At 40.4% G+C, this 19,748-nt stretch carries 12 protein-coding genes; 2 read left to right on the top strand and 10 right to left on the bottom strand.

Translation table 11 applies throughout. The features are described 5' to 3' along the window. Window positions 1-397: 397 nt before the first annotated feature. The 4 genes from CALSC_RS16785 to CALSC_RS16770 all read right to left on the bottom strand — a co-directional run bounded on the left by CALSC_RS16785 (window position 398) and on the right by CALSC_RS16770 (window position 5,907). The gene (locus CALSC_RS16785; protein WP_143288282.1) at window positions 398-1,117 is read right to left on the bottom strand and encodes a choice-of-anchor K domain-containing protein; all 720 of its coding nucleotides are present in this window, start codon (window positions 1,115-1,117) and stop codon (window positions 398-400) included. Window positions 1,118-2,186: 1,069 nt separating this feature from the next. Then, window positions 2,187-2,501: a hypothetical protein gene (locus CALSC_RS27535; protein ID WP_235006822.1), complete on the bottom strand. Its 315-nt coding sequence runs from the start codon at window positions 2,499-2,501 to the stop codon at window positions 2,187-2,189. A 391-nt stretch (window positions 2,502-2,892) separates the two neighbouring features. Beyond that, complete coding sequence (chlP, locus tag CALSC_RS16775; protein WP_088242452.1) at window positions 2,893-4,149, bottom strand: geranylgeranyl reductase; 1,257 nt, start codon at window positions 4,147-4,149, stop codon at window positions 2,893-2,895. Window positions 4,150-4,620: 471 nt separating this feature from the next. Beyond that, window positions 4,621-5,907, bottom strand: a complete 1,287-nt coding sequence (locus CALSC_RS16770; RefSeq protein ID WP_088242451.1) for a hypothetical protein — start codon at window positions 5,905-5,907, stop codon at window positions 4,621-4,623. Window positions 5,908-6,562: 655 nt separating this feature from the next. On the opposite strand from CALSC_RS16770, the gene psaA reads away from it, so the two are divergent. Beyond that, complete coding sequence (gene psaA, locus CALSC_RS16765; RefSeq protein WP_088242450.1) at window positions 6,563-8,824, top strand: photosystem I core protein PsaA; 2,262 nt, start codon at window positions 6,563-6,565, stop codon at window positions 8,822-8,824. 193 nt (window positions 8,825-9,017) lie between these two features. Next, window positions 9,018-11,219 (top strand): photosystem I core protein PsaB, encoded by a 2,202-nt coding sequence (gene psaB, locus CALSC_RS16760; RefSeq protein ID WP_088242449.1) that lies wholly within the window; start codon window positions 9,018-9,020, stop codon window positions 11,217-11,219. A 397-nt stretch (window positions 11,220-11,616) separates the two neighbouring features. Here the strand turns inward: psaB and CALSC_RS16755 are convergent, their stop codons facing one another. The 6 genes from CALSC_RS16755 to CALSC_RS16735 all read right to left on the bottom strand — a co-directional run bounded on the left by CALSC_RS16755 (window position 11,617) and on the right by CALSC_RS16735 (window position 19,378). Beyond that, complete coding sequence (locus CALSC_RS16755) at window positions 11,617-13,014, bottom strand: PP2C family protein-serine/threonine phosphatase (protein WP_088242448.1); 1,398 nt, start codon at window positions 13,012-13,014, stop codon at window positions 11,617-11,619. A 423-nt stretch (window positions 13,015-13,437) separates the two neighbouring features. Beyond that, window positions 13,438-13,572 carry a hypothetical protein gene (locus CALSC_RS27875; RefSeq protein WP_268807218.1) on the bottom strand — a complete coding sequence of 45 codons (135 nt, stop codon included), beginning with the start codon at window positions 13,570-13,572 and terminating at the stop codon, window positions 13,438-13,440. Window positions 13,573-14,272: 700 nt separating this feature from the next. Continuing rightward, window positions 14,273-15,901 (bottom strand): signal recognition particle-docking protein FtsY, encoded by a 1,629-nt coding sequence (gene ftsY, locus CALSC_RS16750; RefSeq protein ID WP_088242447.1) that lies wholly within the window; start codon window positions 15,899-15,901, stop codon window positions 14,273-14,275. Window positions 15,902-16,041: 140 nt separating this feature from the next. Then, window positions 16,042-16,695 (bottom strand): transcription antitermination factor NusB, encoded by a 654-nt coding sequence (gene nusB, locus CALSC_RS16745; protein WP_088242446.1) that lies wholly within the window; start codon window positions 16,693-16,695, stop codon window positions 16,042-16,044. Between the two features lie 338 nt (window positions 16,696-17,033). Next, entirely contained in the window at window positions 17,034-17,807 is a 774-nt protein-coding gene (locus tag CALSC_RS16740) for a DUF502 domain-containing protein (protein WP_088242454.1), read from the bottom strand. A gap of 689 nt (window positions 17,808-18,496) precedes the next feature. Beyond that, the gene (locus tag CALSC_RS16735) at window positions 18,497-19,378 is read right to left on the bottom strand and encodes a glycosyltransferase family 2 protein (RefSeq protein ID WP_088242445.1); all 882 of its coding nucleotides are present in this window, start codon (window positions 19,376-19,378) and stop codon (window positions 18,497-18,499) included. Window positions 19,379-19,748 lie beyond the last annotated feature (370 nt).

Genomic DNA, 19,748 nt, shown 5'->3' with positions numbered 1-19,748 from the left:
AGTTCCCCCAATTAGGAATTTTCAACGCAATTCAGGGGAACAAGAATTTAAATTGTAGCACTACCCATATACATTTAACTGCTCCTTTGCCTGAAGGCGAGAGAACTCTAAAAGGATTCTACTCGATGGGTTAAAACCGCTAAACAGTAAACTTATTACTCCCGGTTCGCCGATTTGAAATCGAGTTAGGAAGAATGTAGAACTAAATAATCATGGTTTTAGCGTTTGATTTAGATTGTGAGCGCAAGGGAGCGTATTAATTTTGCCTCCAAATGCTATCAAAAAAACCTGATTGACTCCAAATCCCTATCCTAACGTTATTTATCAATTTCTCTAACTTCAGAAAAAATGGGCGAACCGTGAGTTATTACTTATTATTTATTACTGACCCCTAGCGCTATAATTGCCGACGATAAATACAGTACATGGCAACCAAAGATACTCCAAATACCATTCCTGGTTCAGGAACTCTTGCTTTTACTGGAACTTCTACAATTTTGGCATATAGCCTGGTTGTAGTGGTTTCACCTTCTAAGGCACTAATTTTATTTGATAGACTGACTCCATCATCTTGACTAAAACCAGCCAAGATAATTTGGTATTTTTTACTGTCATAACTAAAGTTTGCCAAAGAAGTCTTATCTATGAACTCTATACTGTCAGCATTCTTTTGGGGATCATCAGAATCGTTAATGGTGTTAAAAATATTAGCATCAAGTTTAAAAGACTGGCTCAAAGATATTTTTGTATCTTCTGTATCTAAAAATAAGTCAAAGTTCAACGGAACTTGTTCCACACTAGTATCTAGTAAAACAGTGCCATTAAAGTAGTTTAAATGAGCAATTGAGAATAAAGAGTCCAAGCCGACATCAACGAAAGGAATTGGCTGAAATTTGATTTGATTTGCACCAATCTCAAATAAATCTTCATCTCCCCAACTGAAGGTATCTGTTCCTACACCAGAATATACAGGATCTGTATTACTTCCTGGGGATGGTTTTCCCCATTTCTCATCCACAAGACTTCCAGAGAAAAGAGCCGCTTGAAGTGGTAAACAAATGGTTACGATCGCAGCACACGTGGACAGAGTAGTAGCAACAAGTGATTTGAATTTCATTGTGACACTCTAACTCCTATCCAGGAGCTTTACTCAAATTAGTTACACTCTCAATGTTAGTGAATACACTTATGGAATGACAACGAAAAATTGTTATTTTCATGGAATCTTTATATTGACTTTGTCATTTACTCAAAAAAAAATTGATAAAAGTTATTTTCTCTTCAAGGAATATTCGCAATTATTTATATATAGTTCTGATTGATAAATCTGATAATGATCTATTTTAATCTGTAAAACACTTGTGGAGAATGCTTTATAAGCTGATCTTAACTCGCAAATGATATTTTTATTACCTTAATTTATTTTTGCGTTATTTGTATTATATATCTAATAACTTGATATTAACACCATGTATTTTTGTGTGTTTTTTTACTAAATTTTTCCGGATTTCATTTTCAGTATACTTAGATAAATAAATATCTTTTATCCCAAGTTTTTACACTTAAGTAAATTTTTTATATCAAGTTAATAACAGTTTATTAAGCCAGTGTCTATGTAGGAAATATACTAAGATAGTGATTAGATTAATGTCAAAAATAAGACAGACTGTACCAAATACATTGAAGAAGGTAGTACTCAGTCAACTTTGCTGGGTAGGAGGAGAGGCTTTCAAGGGTAGGGTTTTCATAATCTCGGAAGTAATTGAGAAAATTCTCAATCGTCTAACGTGGTTTGGTCATTTCAGCCTTTAAGCATCGGCTGAAACGGAGAAAAAATTACCAAATACAAAATCCCTACCCATAAAAGAGGAGGAGAGGAGGGAGTATGGGGAAAAAATAACTTTTTCTTCTCATAACTGGACTTTAGAATAAGAAAACACAAAACAGCACAACAGTAATAACTTGATGTGTGTCAGTATAAAAATTGAATGAATAAATTTTTTAAACAGGTTTGGGTCGCTTCTTCCTGTGAATCTTAGCTTTTTTAACAACAGGGTAGCGAATTCTACGCTGACGCTTTAGTTCTGGTTTCCAACCAGGAGATTTTCCTCGTGATTTTGGAAATTTTGCAGGTGTGTGAATCACCGCTAAAATTCCACCAATCGATTGTGTAACCCGCCCTGGTGTTAGTTTTGGAGCGGTTTTTTACCAAAGTAAAGGGTTATTTCTAATATATCCCGTGCTAACCATAATTGCCAAGTTATCACCGGCATCAAGCCACTCCACCTGTCAGATTGTTCTGGAGTTGAAAGTTTTGGTAATGTCCAATGTAGCCTTTGTTTGGCAAAACGATACCAATGATCAACGCCAAACCGTCGCAAATACAGTCGTAAAACTTCAGTACAAGGAGGCATGGATTTTCCAATAAAAGCCAACCACATTGGTTTTGCTACCCGTGTACTACCATCAGACTTCAAGCGTTCAACTAGTACCACCGACATTGGGTATGATGGAGACTTGCGTAAGTGTAAGTCATACCAAAAACGAATTTTTAGTTTCCCTAGTTTTAAGTCTTCTAAGATGAAGCAGGAAGAAAACCCTGAACTTAATCAACTAAACTTGGTACAGTTTGGGTAAGTTTTTCGGAGTAGTAATAGTCTCGTAGAGATGAAACAATTTCACCACCAAGGATAAAAATATCTCTTTCCGACTCCGGATTCCCGACTCCCGACTCTCACCGACAAATTCTCCCAACGGAGCTTAAAAATAACAATTAAAGCGCACTAGATAAAGATAAACTCCCATATCCTGTGCGCCTTATTTATTTCTTCCAGCCATACTGTAATACTGTATGGCAAAATAAAAATAAACTATGGAAATAAACTATGTTTGCTAAGGTGCAAGAGCATTACCACGAATCAAACTACCGATGGTTTTAGCAGTAATCTTCAACTGAGTAATTGGATTTGCTGGTACAACAGTTTTATACAGATAACTATCAAATGTCAGACGTTGCACATCCAAATCATCACACATCTCTACAAACGCTTCCCTAGTCGCATCAGAACGGTAGAAGACGTTTTGCAAAATATCTAACACCTTATAGGTAAGTCCGTATTTCTTATCCCAACGTTTGATATAGATTTTAATCTCATCTTCCGTAGGAATGCGGCTACCAGCATTGGAAATCTCAACAATAGTTTCCGCACACATACGTCCGGACTTAGCAGCAAAATAAATACCCTCTCCCGAAGACTTGGTAACATAACCCGCAGCATCGCCTACCAAAGCAATACGTCCCACTACTCGACGGGGACGGGGGTGTTCGGGAATGGGATGGGCTTCTACCTTGATAATTTTACCCCCTTCCAGTTTTCTGGCAGCACGGGCGCGAATACCAGCTTGCAATTGCTTAATACTGGCTTTATTCACATGCATTGTGCCCGTACCCACAGCTACGTGGTCGTATTTAGGGAATACCCAAGCATAAAAATCTGTAGAAACGTCGTCACCGACATACATTTCTGCCAGATCGTTGTAGAATACCATCTTATCCTCAGGCAAACGAATCCGCTCTTGAAAAGCGATCGCATAATTATAATCTCCAGCATCCATTTCTTTGGCAATGCGAGAGTTAGCACCGTCTGCACCAATGATTAAATCAACCTTCAGAGTTTTGGCAATTCCTTGGGCACCACCTTCGGTGTGGTCTACATAATGGATGGTATAAGGATCTGTATTATTTGTGGGAATATTAAGTTTATGAACCGTGGCATTAATTAAATTTGCCCCTAATTTTGCCGCCCTATCCCGTAGGTAGCCATCTAAGACCTCTCGGCGACACATTCCTATATATTCATCTTCATTGACTAAATTAATATCCACCTCACGATTGGAGGGAGATATCATTTTCATTTTCCGCACCCGGCGATCAATAATATCTTGGGGCAAATCAAACTCATCCACCATACACAGGGGAATCGCACCGCCACAGGGCTTGGCATTATCTAATTTGCGTTCAAATAGGTAAGTTTCAATCCCAGCCTTTGCCAGCGTTTCAGCGGCTGATGAGCCAGCTGGGCCTGAGCCTACAACAGCAACCCGTAGTGTCAAAGGTTTTCTCCCAATCTCGACATTTACCGAAAGCATCGTACCATGTACATTTGCTTGATTTGTCCTTCTACCTGCCAGATAGGGGGGAAATGCAATATTCCTTAATATTTCACTCTAAAAATCTTGATAATTTTGGGTGCTGTACAGCGGTTTTTTGAAAAGTAATTTAACAGCCCTGACGGCAACCCGTGAGCATACTAATCTTACTGGCTCGCCGTTAGCCAAGAGATTCATGGATGCCTTACCCCTAATTGGGGTCTGCTGAATAACTGAGAAATATTTATTTATCAATGCTTTGAGGCTATTTTATTGGGAAATAAGTGCAAGGAAATTAGGATTTTAGGTTCAAAATCCTTGCATCTGTTATTTTTTATAGCAAAAAGAATAGAAATAAAGAGGCACCGAACTACTCCCTACTCCCTACCCTCACCAAAAGACTTTTTCAGCAAGCCCTAATTGCTCATTACTATTTTTGAATCAGAACAATTGATGCCCAGATGTTGATTTTTATTCCGGAACAATTGCTGGAGTTTTTTCTGGTGTGGGAGGTTTGATTTCCTGTGGTGGTTGGGGAGCAGTACTAGGAGTAGGAGAGGGGGTGAATGGCTCAATTGGCTTTTTGAGTTGGGATTCAAGAGGTTGCTGAGATGTTGATTCTTCCTGAGGAACAACTGTTGGGGTTTTCTCTGGCGTGGGAGGTTTAAGACTAGGAGTAGGAGAGGGGGTGACTTGCTCAATTGGCTTTTTGAGTTGAGATTCAACAGGTTGTTGGGATGTTGATTCTTCCTGGGGAACAGTAGTTTGTATTTCTTGGGTAGAAGGGATCGGAACAGGTGACTTGACTGGTTCTGGTTTGGGTTCTGGAGTGGATGTGACTGTAGGTGTGGGTTCAGGCTGAGGAATCTTAGCAGTATACTGAGGATCTACAATTCCCCGTACTTGTTCTAATGGCAGCTCACCTCTAAAGATTTGAGCTAGGGTATCTTTACTATCTGGATCGTAAGTAATAGTTCTTGTTGTACTGTTGAAAGCATTAATAACTGGATTACCCTGGTGATCAAGAAATTCTAGTTTTACCCAATTTTTACCAGGTTTAAAGCCTTTAAGGTAAACCGATTGCCAGCGATCAAGAACAAAAGTTTCACCATTAATAGTGCAACGAATGCGCCAATCTGCCATCGGATCTTCAGGATTATTTTTAGCTAGTATAGGTAAAGGAGCATTTGTAAGATAAAAATCAAGTAGGATTGGCTCTGCACTATAGCTACCCTGAGGGCGATTATAGGTTAACAAGGGCAAAGATAGATCTGGCGTATTATCCTCAGTTTTGGTAAAAATATGAAATTTGATCTGAGCGTAAGCACCCACATTTTTAAAGCTTTCATGCCAAGGGCGGGAGGCAAATACTCTCAGAGTATGGGTTCCTGGAGCTAAATCTAACAATGTTAAGGGCTGGTTGACATCGTAAACAGCTATATATGGTTGATTATCTAAAATTACATTTAGATAGGGGCCTAGATTTAACTGCGAGTTTTTAAATATAGGTAGATCTTTAACCTGGAAGCGCACCTTAACCTTATTGTCTGGCAATACTTCCTCTGGCTGAGGACTAACTATACTCACCTGTGGTTGATAAACTTCCAAGGAGCGACCCAGCTCTTGAATAATTAATGGTGGAGCTACTTCGAAAATTTGCCCGGAAATTTTAGGTCTTGCTGCTAATTTACCAAATACTTCCTGACTGACAGCTTTTTCTTCACAACCTGTCAAGTTAAAAACTATTATCGTAACCATCAACAACTTGATTAAGAAAGATATCTTTCTTCGCCATGATTTCATACTTTTTAACCAATAACTTTTGTAAACAAATCACAGGATTATTTTGACTCAATTTTGCGATCGCAAACCATAATTTAGAATATAAAGTATTGTTAAAATTACTTTTTTATTAATGGTATAAACTACCAAAACGAGATATTCACTACCTTCTATACTGAAAAACCGAAGAAAATTAAGTCTTACAAAATACCAGTTCAACGTGTATTTACTTATGAAAAAATATTACAAATCCCTTGCCTTCCAAGTATAAGCAGGCTTAGCATACAAATATTTCCTCTGAATTAGAGTATAAAATAAAACATAAATTTTACAAATTGTTTCTCTTTGTAAATAAAATAGAGAAAGTATTGACTTTTTTCCCATAACTTTAAACTGAAAAGGTCGATTGGGTAAATAATTCAGGGTTTTTGAATTATTGTTAAAATGTGTCTAACAATATGGAAGACAAGACCTTATAATTCAACAGAAAGCACTCTCCAGAAAGAGTCTTCACTAGTACCTCTTCTCAAGTTAATATTTGAGAATAGTGCTAATGTTCTATTTGAACCATTAAAGAAGACAACTGGTGGTTTCAATGATTCCTCAATCCTTGTTAGAGAGGAGGGTCTGAATGACGATAAGTCCTCCGGAGCGAGAGGAAAAAAAGGCAAAAGTTGTTGTTGACACTGATCCGGTTCCTACCTCTTTCGAGAAGTGGGCAAAACCAGGACATTTTGACAGAACTCTAGCCAGAGGTCCCAAAACCACCACATGGATTTGGAACCTCCACGCTCTCGCCCACGATTTTGATACACATACCAGCGACCTAGAAGATATATCCCGCAAAATCTTCTCCGCGCACTTTGGTCACTTAGCCATAGTGACCCTGTGGCTGAGCGGGATGATATTTCATGGAGCTAAATTTTCCAACTATGAAGCTTGGTTGAGCGACCCCACTGGTGTAAAACCAAGTGCTCAAGTTGTATGGTCTATTGTTGGCCAAGACATTTTAAATGGGGATGTCGGCGGCGGCTTCCACGGAATTCAAATTACCTCTGGCTTGTTCCAGGTATGGCGTGGTTGGGGTATTACTAGCTCCTTCCAACTGTATGCGACAGCTATTGGTGGTTTAGTGCTAGCAGGTTTGTTCCTGTTTGCAGGCTGGTTCCACTACCACAAAAAGGCTCCCAAACTGGAATGGTTCCAGAATGTGGAGTCAATGCTGAATCACCACTTAGCAGTATTGCTAGGTTGTGGTTCCTTGGGCTGGACCGGTCACTTAATTCACGTATCTGCTCCTGTAAACAAATTATTGGATGCAGGGGTAGCAGCAAAAGACATTCCTTTACCCCACGAGCTGTTGTTTAACGCTGACAAAATGGCTGAGTTTTATCCTAGCTTTGCTCAGGGTTTAACTCCTTTCTTCACGTTGAACTGGGGTGTTTATGCGGACTTCCTCACCTTCAAAGGTGGTCTGAATCCCGTAACTGGCGGCTTGTGGATGACGGACATTGCCCATCACCATTTGGCGATCGCGGTATTGTTCATTGTTGCCGGTCATATGTACCGTACCAACTGGGGTATTGGTCACAGCATCAAAGAGATTCTAGAAAATCATAAAGGTCCCTTCACTGGTGAAGGTCATAAAGGTCTTTATGAAATTCTGACCACCTCTTGGCACGCCCAATTAGCTATTAACTTGGCAATGCTCGGTTCTTTGAGCATTATTGTGGCGCACCACATGTACGCGATGCCTCCATATCCTTACTTGGCAACTGATTACGCTACTCAGTTGTGTCTATTCACCCATCACGTTTGGATTGGTGGCTTCTTAATTGTTGGTGCAGGTGCTCATGGTGCCATCTTTATGGTGCGGGATTACGATCCTGTGGTTAATCAAAACAACCTTTTGGATCGGGCAATTCGTCACCGCGATGCAATCATCTCTCACCTGAACTGGGTATGTATTTTCCTCGGTTTCCATAGCTTTGGACTATACATCCACAACGATACAATGCGTGCCTTGGGTAGACCCGAGGATATGTTCTCGGATACAGCAATTAAATTGCAGCCGGTATTTGCTCAGTGGGTACAAAATGTACACGCTATGGCTCCTACTAGCGGTACTGCACCCAATGCCTTAGCAACTGTTAGCCATGCCTTTGGCGGTGGTGTAGTTGCTGTAGGTGGCAAAGTAGCAATGATGCCTATTGCCTTGGGTACAGCCGACTTCATGGTTCACCATATCCACGCCTTTACCATCCACGTAACCGTATTGATTCTACTCAAGGGTCTGCTGTTTGCCCGTAGCTCTCGTCTGATCCCAGACAAAGCTAACTTAGGCTTCCGCTTCCCTTGTGACGGTCCCGGACGTGGTGGTACCTGTCAAGTATCCGGTTGGGATCATGTTTTCCTAGGTCTATTCTGGATGTATAACTCCTTATCAATTGTGATTTTCCACTTCAGTTGGAAGATGCAATCTGATGTTTGGGGAACCGTAGACGCAGCTGGTAATGTGTCTCACATCACCGGTGGTAACTTTGCCCAAAGTGCCATCACTATCAATGGCTGGTTGCGTGACTTCTTATGGGCACAAGCAACACAGGTCATCAACTCCTATGGCAGTGAATTGTCTGCTTATGGTTTGATGTTCTTGGCTGGTCACTTTATTTGGGCATTCAGCTTAATGTTCCTGTTCAGTGGTCGCGGCTACTGGCAAGAACTAATTGAGTCCATTGTTTGGGCACATAACAAACTGAAAGTCGCACCTGCGATTCAGCCTCGCGCTCTGAGTATTATTCAGGGTCGCGCTGTAGGGGTAGCTCACTACCTCTTAGGAGGAATTGTCGTTACTTGGGCATTCTTCCACGCACATATTCTTTCCATAGGCTAATAACAAGCCTTATATAGTTATGAGTGATGGGTAATGAGTTATGAATTATGAATAATGAGTAATTAGGGATGAGTAACAATAACAACTCTCAACTTTTAGCTCATAACTCTATAACTTCTAACTCTGAACTCTAAACTCATAACTTCAGCTGTTGATACCTGATGGCTAAAGGTCAGAGGAATTATCAAAACCCATGGCAACAAAATTTCCCAAATTTAGCCAGGATCTTGCACAAGATCCGACTACGCGTCGGATTTGGTATGCAATGGCGATGGCCAATGATTTTGAAAGTCACGATGGCATGACGGAAGAAGGTCTTTATCAAAAGATTTTCGCCACTCATTTTGGTCATCTGGCAATCATTTTCTTGTGGGCATCCGGCAACCTTTTCCATGTAGCCTGGCAAGGTAACTTTGAGCAGTGGATCACAGATCCTCTGCACATCCGTCCCATCGCCCATGCGATTTGGGACCCCCACTTTGGTAAGCCTGCAATAGATGCTTTTACCCAAGCTGGTGCTTCTAATCCCGTAAACGTCGCTTATTCTGGTGTTTATCACTGGTGGTACACCATCGGTATGCGGACGAACAATGACCTGTATATGGGTTCAGTGTTCCTGCTACTGTTTGCAGCTGTATTACTCTTTGCTGGTTGGTTGCACCTACAACCCAAGTTCCGCCCTAGCCTAGCTTGGTTCAAAAATGCTGAATCTCGCCTCAATCACCACTTAGCTGGTTTGTTTGGCGTTAGCTCCTTGGCTTGGACTGGTCACTTGGTACACGTTGCTATCCCCGAATCTCGCGGACAGCACGTAGGTTGGGATAACTTCTTAAGTACTCCTCCCCACCCAGCTGGGTTACAACCCTTCTTTACTGGTAACTGGGGCGTTTATGCTCAAAACCCAGACACTGCTGGTCATGTGTTTGGTACTGCTCAAGGCGCTGGTACTGCAATCCTGACCTTCTTGGGTGGTTTCCATCCTCAAACTGAATCGCTGTGGTTGACCGATATGGCTCATCACCATTTAGCGATCGCAGTTATTTTCATTATTGCGGGTCATATGTACCGCACCAACTTCGGAATTGGTCACAATATTCGGGAAATCCTGAATACTCACAAACCACCTTCCGGTAAGTTGGGTGACGGTCACAAGAATATGTATGACACCGTTAACAACTCCCTACATTTCCAACTAGGTCTAGCTTTGGCTAGTTTGGGTGTAATTACCTCTTTGGTAGCTCAGCATATGTATGCCATGCCTCCTTACGCATTTATTGCGAAGGATTACACAACAATGGCAGCATTGTACACCCACCACCAATACATTGCTGGCTTTTTAATGGTTGGTGCTTTTGCTCACGGTGCAATCTTCTTTGTTCGTGACTATGACCCAGAACAGAACAAGAACAACGTTCTCGCTCGAATTCTGGATCACAAGGAAGCGATTATCTCCCACTTAAGCTGGGTAACTTTATTCCTTGGTTTCCATACCTTGGGTCTGTACGTCCACAACGACGTAGTAGTAGCCTTTGGTACACCTGAAAAGCAAATCTTGATTGAGCCTGTGTTTGCTCAATACATCCAAGCTGCTCAGGGTAAAGTGCTGTATGGCATGGATGTATTGTTATCCAACGCTAGCAGTATTCCTGCTAATGCTGGTGCTGCTTGGTTACCTGGTTGGTCTGAAGCGATTAACTCTGGAACCAACTCCTTGTTCTTAACCATTGGACCTGGAGACTTCCTAGTACACCACGCCTTTGCTCTGGCAATTCACACCACAGCCTTAGTACTGATTAAAGGTGCTTTGGATGCCCGTGGTTCTAAGTTGATGCCCGACAAGAAAGACTTTGGTTATGCATTCCCTTGCGATGGCCCTGGTCGTGGCGGTACTTGTGATATTTCTGCTTGGGACTCCTTCTACCTAGCTATGTTCTGGATGCTCAATACCATTGGTTGGGTAACCTTCTACTGGCACTGGAAGCATTTGGGTATTTGGCAAGGAAACGTTGCCCAGTTTAACGAAAACTCTACTTACTTAATGGGCTGGTTCCGTGATTACCTCTGGGCTAACTCCGCTCAGTTAATTAACGGTTACAACCCCTATGGCATGAATAACCTGTCCGTTTGGGCTTGGATGTTCCTCTTTGGACACCTAGTTTGGGCTACTGGTTTCATGTTCCTCATCTCTTGGAGAGGTTACTGGCAAGAGTTGATTGAAACTCTAGTTTGGGCCCATGAGCGCACTCCTCTAGCTAACTTAGTTCGCTGGAAGGACAAGCCTGTTGCTCTTTCTATTGTTCAAGCTCGTGTAGTTGGTTTAGCTCACTTCACTATTGGCTATATCCTTACTTATGCGGCATTCCTAATTGCTTCTACTGCTGGGAAGTTTGGTTAACCAGGCTACTAGTAATTTAGGCAATTAATCAAATCCCCCATTATGATGGGGGATTTTTGCTATATTTGGTTATGTTTCGATAAATTCTAGGAATAAAATAACAATAGGTTTTTATAGTGTTGTAGATTAGAAAGTTTGGTTTAAATGTTTTATTAAGTTTTCTTAGATAATATTTCTATTTTAAAAGACTTGCACGGATGTCTTTGAGAGTCATCATCAATTTTAAAGGTTATACAGGTTATTCTTGAAATCCATACTTGGATATAAGAAATTTTCGATATCCATACCAACCGATCATGTATTCCATTGTTTCTTCAAATTGGTAATAGCCATTCTCGTCAATTATTGCTGGACCAAATGGTAGTATTTAGCTTGTTAATTTTTTAAGTAAATACAACTAACTAACTTGTAAAACAACTAACGTCATATCATCAGTATTTTGCTTATCAGCGCCAATGAAATCATGCACTTGGTCAAACAAATAATCTAAAATTTCCTGGGGACTACTACAATATCTACAAGCAACACTGAAGTGGGCAATTAAATTTTCCTCATCAAAGCGATCGCCACTAGCAGCTGCCGCATCAGTCAAACCATCTGTATAATAAATAATTGTATCTCCTGGTTCTAACTGGGCTCTAGCATCTTCATATTGACTTTGGACATCTAAGCCAATCAACATTCCCAAAGTATCCAACCGAGTCACATTTTTTGTACTGGCGTGCCACCACAAGGGAGGATTATGAGCTGCATTGCTATAGTGCAAAGTCCGAGTATGGGGGTCATATTCTGAATAAAAAAGAGTCACAAAGCGGTGGGAATTTTCTAAATCCGCATACATGACTCGATTTAAATTTTGCAAAATATTGGCTGGAGTATGGCTGTGTAGAACTTCTCCCCGTAACATTCCTCGCATCATGGTCATAATCAGTCCTGCTGGTACTCCTTTACCCATGACATCACCAATTACAAAAGCCCAGCGTCCACTATCCCCATCTTCTGGGATTGTTGACTGCATTTGATTGTGATTAGTAGGAATAAAGTCATAATAGTCTCCACCCACCCGATTAGCTGGTTTACAACGGGCAGCAATGGTAATACTGGGAATGGAAGGGCATTGACGTGGTAACAATCGCCGTTGAATTTCGGCACCAATTTCTAATTCTTGATCTAGGCGTTCCTTTTTACGTAATTCTACAGCCAGCTCATCATTCTCAATGGCAACTGCTGTCTGATCCGCTACCAAACGCACTAACTTTTGTCGAGTTTCTGTCCAACTGTATTCTGGATCGCTACTTAAGACATAAAGCCAACCTCTTTCATGATGTTTGACGAGAATTGCAGTCCCAAATATTTGCATATTGGGTCCCAAATAACGATGCATCTGGTCATCTAAAATACCAGTAGAGTTAGAAGTAGGTGCATCATTACTATTCGGCAAGAATTTGATCTGACTGCTAGCGGTTTCTAGGGCTTTACGAATATTCTTTCTTTGGCGACTATCTTGCCAGTGTAACTGTTCTAGTCTAACTTGACCGTTGGGTTTGTAGAGAAATAGAGCACTACCATCTGCATCTGTGACTCTGGTTGCCATGAGGGGAATTAACTCTAAAAACTGATTTAAATTATTAAAACTCCTGAGGGCAAATCCCAAAGAACTAAGTAAATCTTGAATTTTGTTCTGTTCCCGATGTAATCGCGCCACTAATTCTTTGAGTGCTACGATGGGAGTCACATCGTTAGCACCGCGACTATTGCTGTCTGTAGGTTGAGATGGCACTTGAGACACAGGCACTGGTGTTTTTGCTCTTACATGTTGATAACTTTTAAATTGCTAATCAGCCCTTGAGCAGGATTATAGCTAAACAATATTGGAAAACAGTTTATCTATTTGGCAAGGGTGAAAAGACTTAATTTCTGACTGATATAGTTTGCCATACTTTGGTTAAAGTTGATGGCATTAACATATTTAGTTTTGAGATAACATACTTCGATCACTACTTTGTTACATGAATGGAAATATTTTTCATTGATAAAGCTTGTACCACAGGCTCTGTAAGTCTAAATAGCTTGCAAAATTATTACAAATAAATTAAGAATAATAACTTCATAAACTAGATTATAAAATCATATATCTTTAGGCAGAAAAAATACTACATACAGAGACATTTTGTCAAGGTACCCCCAAAACGATTGATAGAGATTTGCTTTAAAAATTTTACCGCTCAGGTAATGGCATTTCAGGGGTATAAGCCCTTGATATTAAATACACAAGGTCTAGTTCTGGGGATGGCATTTTAATTACCCTATCAATGGCAAAGATCAATTCAATAAATTCTAAGTAAGTCGGCACAATAAAACCAAACTATGTGAAGAATAGTAAATAAGCCTAAAACCCTTGTTCCCCCTGCTCCCTGCTCCCTGCCCCCTGCCTTATCCAAACGATAATTTTTTACGCCAACCTACTTACAAGTATGGTTAGTGGAAATTACAACAAAAAAATCTCAACTTAGCAATTATTTACCATGACACTTATAGCCTATAAAAAACTGGAGAAAGAATATTAATATATTGAGCATCAATATTTTGCTCAAATACCTGTATTTTTTGACTAATTCCCACGAGGTATGGTCATTTGGTCAAATATAGAGCAAAATCCGATTGGAGTGAAATTCTAGCAAAGCTTTCCTCTCAAGAATGAGAAAAATTAATCATTTTCGCAATTTCACTTTGTTAGCCATGAGAGTCTCTCCCTTGGAGCTATGCTTTACACACAATTCCTGCAACCCTTACAAGGTAGCGAAGAGGAGGGAGAAAGGAGGATAAGTGAAGTTAAGACCATAGCTGCAATTTGGCGAAAAGTGAATAACACAATTTTGCCATTTGATTTCTCTCACTGGCTAATATAACCATCTCCCTACACTTCCCAAACATCCCATACTCCCCACCCTACAAGACTTATAAGGCTTATGATTAAGGGATGTCCTTTGGAGAATGACACCTAACAGTAATGGGCAATTATTGAGATATTACCCATTACTTTATTTTTGCCATCAACCACTCAAAAGAGCTTCAATAAATTCGTAGGTGGAAAAAGGTCTTAGGTCCTCAATCCCCTCTCCAGCACCAATAAACCGGATCGGTAAATTCAGTTGTTGGACTACCGCTAAAGCCACTCCTCCTTTAGCGGTACTATCTAACTTAGTTAAGACAACACCGCTAAGTTGGGCTGCTTGGGAAAAAACTTCTGCTTGTCGCAAACCATTTTGCCCCAAGGTAGCATCTAGTACTAACAGTGATTCTACTTTGGCATTAGGAGCTTTTTTGTTAATAATTCGGCGGATTTTACTGAGTTCTTCCATCAAATTTTTCTTATTTTGTAATCGCCCAGCAGTATCAACTAAAAGTAATTCAGTATTGCGAGACTGAGCCGCAGCTATGGCATCAAATACTACTGCTGCTGGGTCAGTATTCTTACCGGGGTTGGCAATTACCTCTACTCCACTTCTAGTTCCCCATACCTTAACTTGTTCCACAGCAGCAGCACGGAAGGTGTCAGCAGCTCCAATCAAACATTTGTAACCAGATTTGTGGGCGAGGTGAGCCAGTTTGCCAATAGTCGTAGTTTTACCTGCACCATTGACCCCAGTGATTAACCAAATATTTAATGTTTCTTTTTCTGGCCCCAAGAAGGCACTGGCTGATTCTTCCAAGGGCTTATTTAACAAATCCCGGAGAAGTTGCTTCAAATAAGCGATCGCTTCTTCTGGTGGTAAAGCTTGTTCCCTTAACTTTTGCTGGAGAGCCTGAATAATATAATCTGTAGCCTCTACCCCTACATCAGCTTGCAACAGTGCTGCCTCTATTTCTTCTACTGCGGCTTGATTGAGTGGTCCTTGACCCACAATTGCCTTCAGCTGGTTAACAATGTTGCGACGGGTTTTATCTAAGCCTTGGCGTAGCCGTTTGAGCCAGGTAATTTCTTCAATAGAAATATCTTCTGGTCGCCGTCCTTGAGCCGCTAGCACCTCTGCTGACCAAAGGAAACCATCATCAAAGGCAATGAGAGGAATTTCCTCATTTTGGGTATCAGAGCTGTTCTGTGCCTCCTGTGGCTCCTCTATTTCAATGGCACTAGCAATTAATCTTTCTTGCTTTGCTTGCTGTTCTGCTGCAGCTCTTTCCAGGAAGGATAGGTTTGCTGGTGTTGCGGGTTGGGATTGGGATAACTCGGAATTTGTCTCTGGAATTTGGGTATTTGCTTCTTTTTCAGCAGATTCCTCAACAGGAACGTCAGCTACTTCCTCAGCAGTTTCTGTTGTAGTTGTATCCGTAACATTTACAACCACCGCTTCCGATTGTATACTTTCCGTTTCTAGTTGGGTAGGAGAAACATTATCTGTTGATTTAGCTTCTATTTCTGGTTCTGTTGCTGGGGAAGCTGGTTCATCAATTAAAGTATCTTCTGCTGGGGACTGAGATTCTTGTTTATCTTGAATATTTTTATAAGCTGCTTTGGCAAAAGCCAACAAATCTGTAGCGACTTCTGGTGTAGTTTCTGTGGTTGTAGTTGTAGCTGATTCCCCAGGAGATTCACTGACAGCAGGTATTTCTTTCTCTTTCTCTTCAGAGTCGATCTGATCAGCATCTTGATTTTGACGATTGAACCAATTAAAAACCATTGCAGCTAAATTTATTTATGAGTTGTTTTATAAGTGAGAAATGAACAGCATTGAAGCTATGAGTCGATCGCACCCTTAACTCCGTTTCAGTCTTCAAAACTTTGAGTTATCCTCACGCTCAACTCACAACTTAGCATTCATCAAGGTTGGCTAGCACTGATATTTGATGACGTTTTTTGCTGCTCAGTTACCCGTCGCAAAACTCCATTGATAAAGCGATGTCCTTCTTCACCACTGTAGCGTTTTGCTAATTCCACAGCTTCGTTAATTGCTACCCTATCTGGAGTACTAAGAAACATCATTTCTGCCACTGCAATCCGCAAAATATCCCGATCTATCTGAGCCAGACGGTTAACTTGCCAATCGACTAAAGCGGAGGCAATATGTTCATCAATAATTGCTCGCTGTTCATTAATCGTTTTAATAATTTCAATGGCATATATACCTACTTCTTTATCTTGATTGGCTAATTGAATCAATTCTGGAAATTCAATTGCTGCACCCAGTTGATTAATAGCCGTTTGAGTATAGGTAATTGCCTCTTGCAACATACTTCTGGAAGTATTTATATCGATAGCACGGGTTTGGCTACTGAGGACGCGAGCATTACTGCGTTGTAATTCAGCAGTGGCACTATCTAAGGTTTCTTGGACTTCAGATGTTAATGTTCGTACCGCCGCTAAGACCAATTTAGGTAATTGCGCTTCTGTCAGTTTCTTGGGATTGGCTGGTAGTTGAGAAAGGCTTAAAAGTGCCAATTCACGGGATATTTGCCGGGGTTTGCGGGGTTGCATAGGAGGAGGATGAGGATAGAGGTAGGGTTGGACTCTAGATTTGAAGCAGGAATTACACCAATTTGAAAAATAATTGGGACAGATGGAAAGAAAAGTCTATTAGGTGATTTCTGAAAATAATTTTACCAATGACAACGGCATAAGCCTTGCATACCTAAGGTGAATTTGTAATCCCCTGGTAATTTTAATTCTGGAAATCTCCTTATTTAGTAACTCTTCCACAATCCAAAATCCAAAATCCAAAATCTAAAATGGTATTATCCAGTTTAAATGTCAAAAATTGCTAGAGTTCAGACACTGATATTAATGCATTTGGGAATGAATTGGCAGAAGTAATTTCAACTTTCTTCTATGGGCATTACCTGTCGCTTTGGTTCCAGGTTTGGTATTTCCATCGGGTGCTCTTGGGGAATGACTAGGGGAGATGCAGAAAAATTAGGGGAAACAATCCCTCCAGAAATCAGTATCTTGAAGGCATCCTCGATGGACATGGATAAATCTACCACCTCATTTTCTGGCACTATTGCATACCATCCCGTAGTTGGGTTAGGGGTAGTAGGAATAAAAATACTCAGCATCGAATTAGCCATCTTATCCTGGATCTCAGTACTAACTGAGCCAGTAACAAAGGCAATTGACCACATGCCGCGCCGGGGATATTCTAACAAAACGACCCTGCGAAATCTATTACTGGAATCTTTTAATAATGTTTCTAATAATTGCTTGAGGGTTTTGTAAACCTGTCCTGCTAAGGGAATTGCCTGTAATATTCGCTCCCCTAAATCTAGCAACCAACGACCAGCAATATTTCGAGCCATCAAACCAATTACCAAAATACTCAGTAGTGGTACCGTCAGCCCCACTAATAAATTGAGTAGATTGACTAAAATTGGGTGCATCCCATCAAAGGGATTCAGTTGCTTGGGAATTTGAGTCAGAAAGTTAATTACCCAAATGGCAATGGTAATTGTCAACCAAATTGTGGTTGCTAAGGGGATGATAACTAACAAGCCAGCAATCAGATCGTTTTTTAGGTCTTGTTTCCAACGATTAATGAGTAAACCTCCGTTTTCCTGTTTTCGACTATTGGAATTTCTGTGATTGGTATTCATAGCAGCATATGCATCAACTGATGAAGGTAGTTTCTGGCCAAGTCTTCCTGTAATTCCTATCTTTAAGCTATATCGGCACGAACCATTTTTTCCAAAATTTAGGGTTAATAATAATTTTATATACCGAGAGATTGTGGATACTTGGTTCCGACTCACTCCTTCTCCTCATTTTTCATGGGATGTGGAAAAGGTAATTTTAACGTTTTCTCAAGCCCTGATTTTTTCGTTAGCAATTGTCAGTAGCTTTAAGCTATTGATTATCAGCCCAGGGAAAAACTAACCTAGTTTCCTTGGTTGAGGACTTGCCGTGAAAATTCAGACTCCTTAACTACCCATACAGAATTGATGCCTCATTTTAAAAGTTGTAAATGATTGTTACAAGTATTTTAATGTATTACTCATACTATCGTGTTAAAAAAACTGTCCACAACGCTTTAGGCAAGGTAAAAAGACGATTGCCAGTAGGATGATGCTTACAACTATGTCCCTAGAAATCTGAGAAATATAGGGTAATATAATAATTTTTATTTTAAGAAATGTAACGGATTTTATTCATGGAAGTATGTCAGTCAGAGGTAGGGAGCAGGGAGCAGGGAGCAGGGAGCAGGGGGCAGGGAGAAAATATCACCACACTCACTTTCCACACTTCTCATACTCCCTTCTCTCAGAGGATTAATGATTGCTCTCGATTAATGAATTGATGCTCTAACTTCGCTGATTTCAGGTGATGTTGGCTTGATTTCCTCTATCTGGGAAACTGGCAAGTGCTGGATTTCCCAAACTTTTAACAAAATTAGATACTCGTAAAATGCTTGTAATGTACACCAAGCCATTCCAGCTCGCCCATCAAGACAACCACCCAAGATAAAATACATGTAAAGGAAGCGTATCAAGGGTCGAAATGGCAATCTTAAAGATAAGTCTTTGAGAGCGCGTCGTCTTTTTACTTCTGATTTCCCCCAGAATAAATCGCGCCAATTAATTTTTCCATGCTGAATCTGGTATAAAGTTTCTCTTGCTTCGTCAGTAGAATAACGGTTGTGCTTTTCTATCCAACGGCTTAAACCTTTGCTGCAAGTATAGTGGGGGTAAGTTTGCCTTAAAAAGCTTGTATTGCCATTACACACTTCCCGTTCAGTATGACCATAATCTGTGAACCAAACCTTTCCGTGACGAAACAGACGTAATTGGTAGCGGGGATACTGAGTGCTGTAGCGAATCCAATGATTCATGAAAATTACCCGTTCAGCAACATAGTAGCCAATGTAATCTGGATTTTGTATTGCTTGTTGGCATTCAGCAAAAAGTTCTGGTGTTATGCGCTCATCAGCTTCTAGGATATATACCCATTCATACTTGGGGGGAATAGATTCTAACATCCAAGTGCGTTGTTTCCCGTGGCTTTCAAAAGGATGCTGGACGACACGTACTGGGTAGTTACTGGCGATTTTCACGGTGCGATCGCTACTACATGAATCCACAACAATTATGTCATCGGATAACATTGCTGACTCGATGCAAGCTGCAATGTCTATTTCTTCGTTATGGGTAAGTATATAAATAGAAAACATAGTCATAAAGTCATAAAAATTTTGGATTTTGGACTTCGTCGTAAGCGCTCAGTCGAGCTGTCGAACGATTTTGGATTAACCCCATGTCTAAATTCAGGGACTTGTATCCTTTTATTCTTCTGTCATGGGATTTGAGTTCTTAAATTAAGTTTTGTTTTGGAATGTTAATTAATATTAAGAATAAATTTTGAGCTAATCTTATTTTTTGATAACTTCTAGGTAAAGCAATTAAAAAGTAAGTAAGCAAGCATAAATACAACTACATTTTTTGACATTTTTTGATTGATATTTAGCCATTTACTCGGCAAGAATCATCAATCAAAGGATTAACCTAAATTAGTTCTATTTATTCTTACTAACTTACTCAAAT

Source organism: Calothrix rhizosoleniae SC01, assembly GCF_900185595.1.
GTDB lineage: Bacteria > Cyanobacteriota > Cyanobacteriia > Cyanobacteriales > Nostocaceae > Calothrix_A > Calothrix_A rhizosoleniae.
This window is presented reverse-complemented; position numbering and strand designations above follow the sequence as displayed.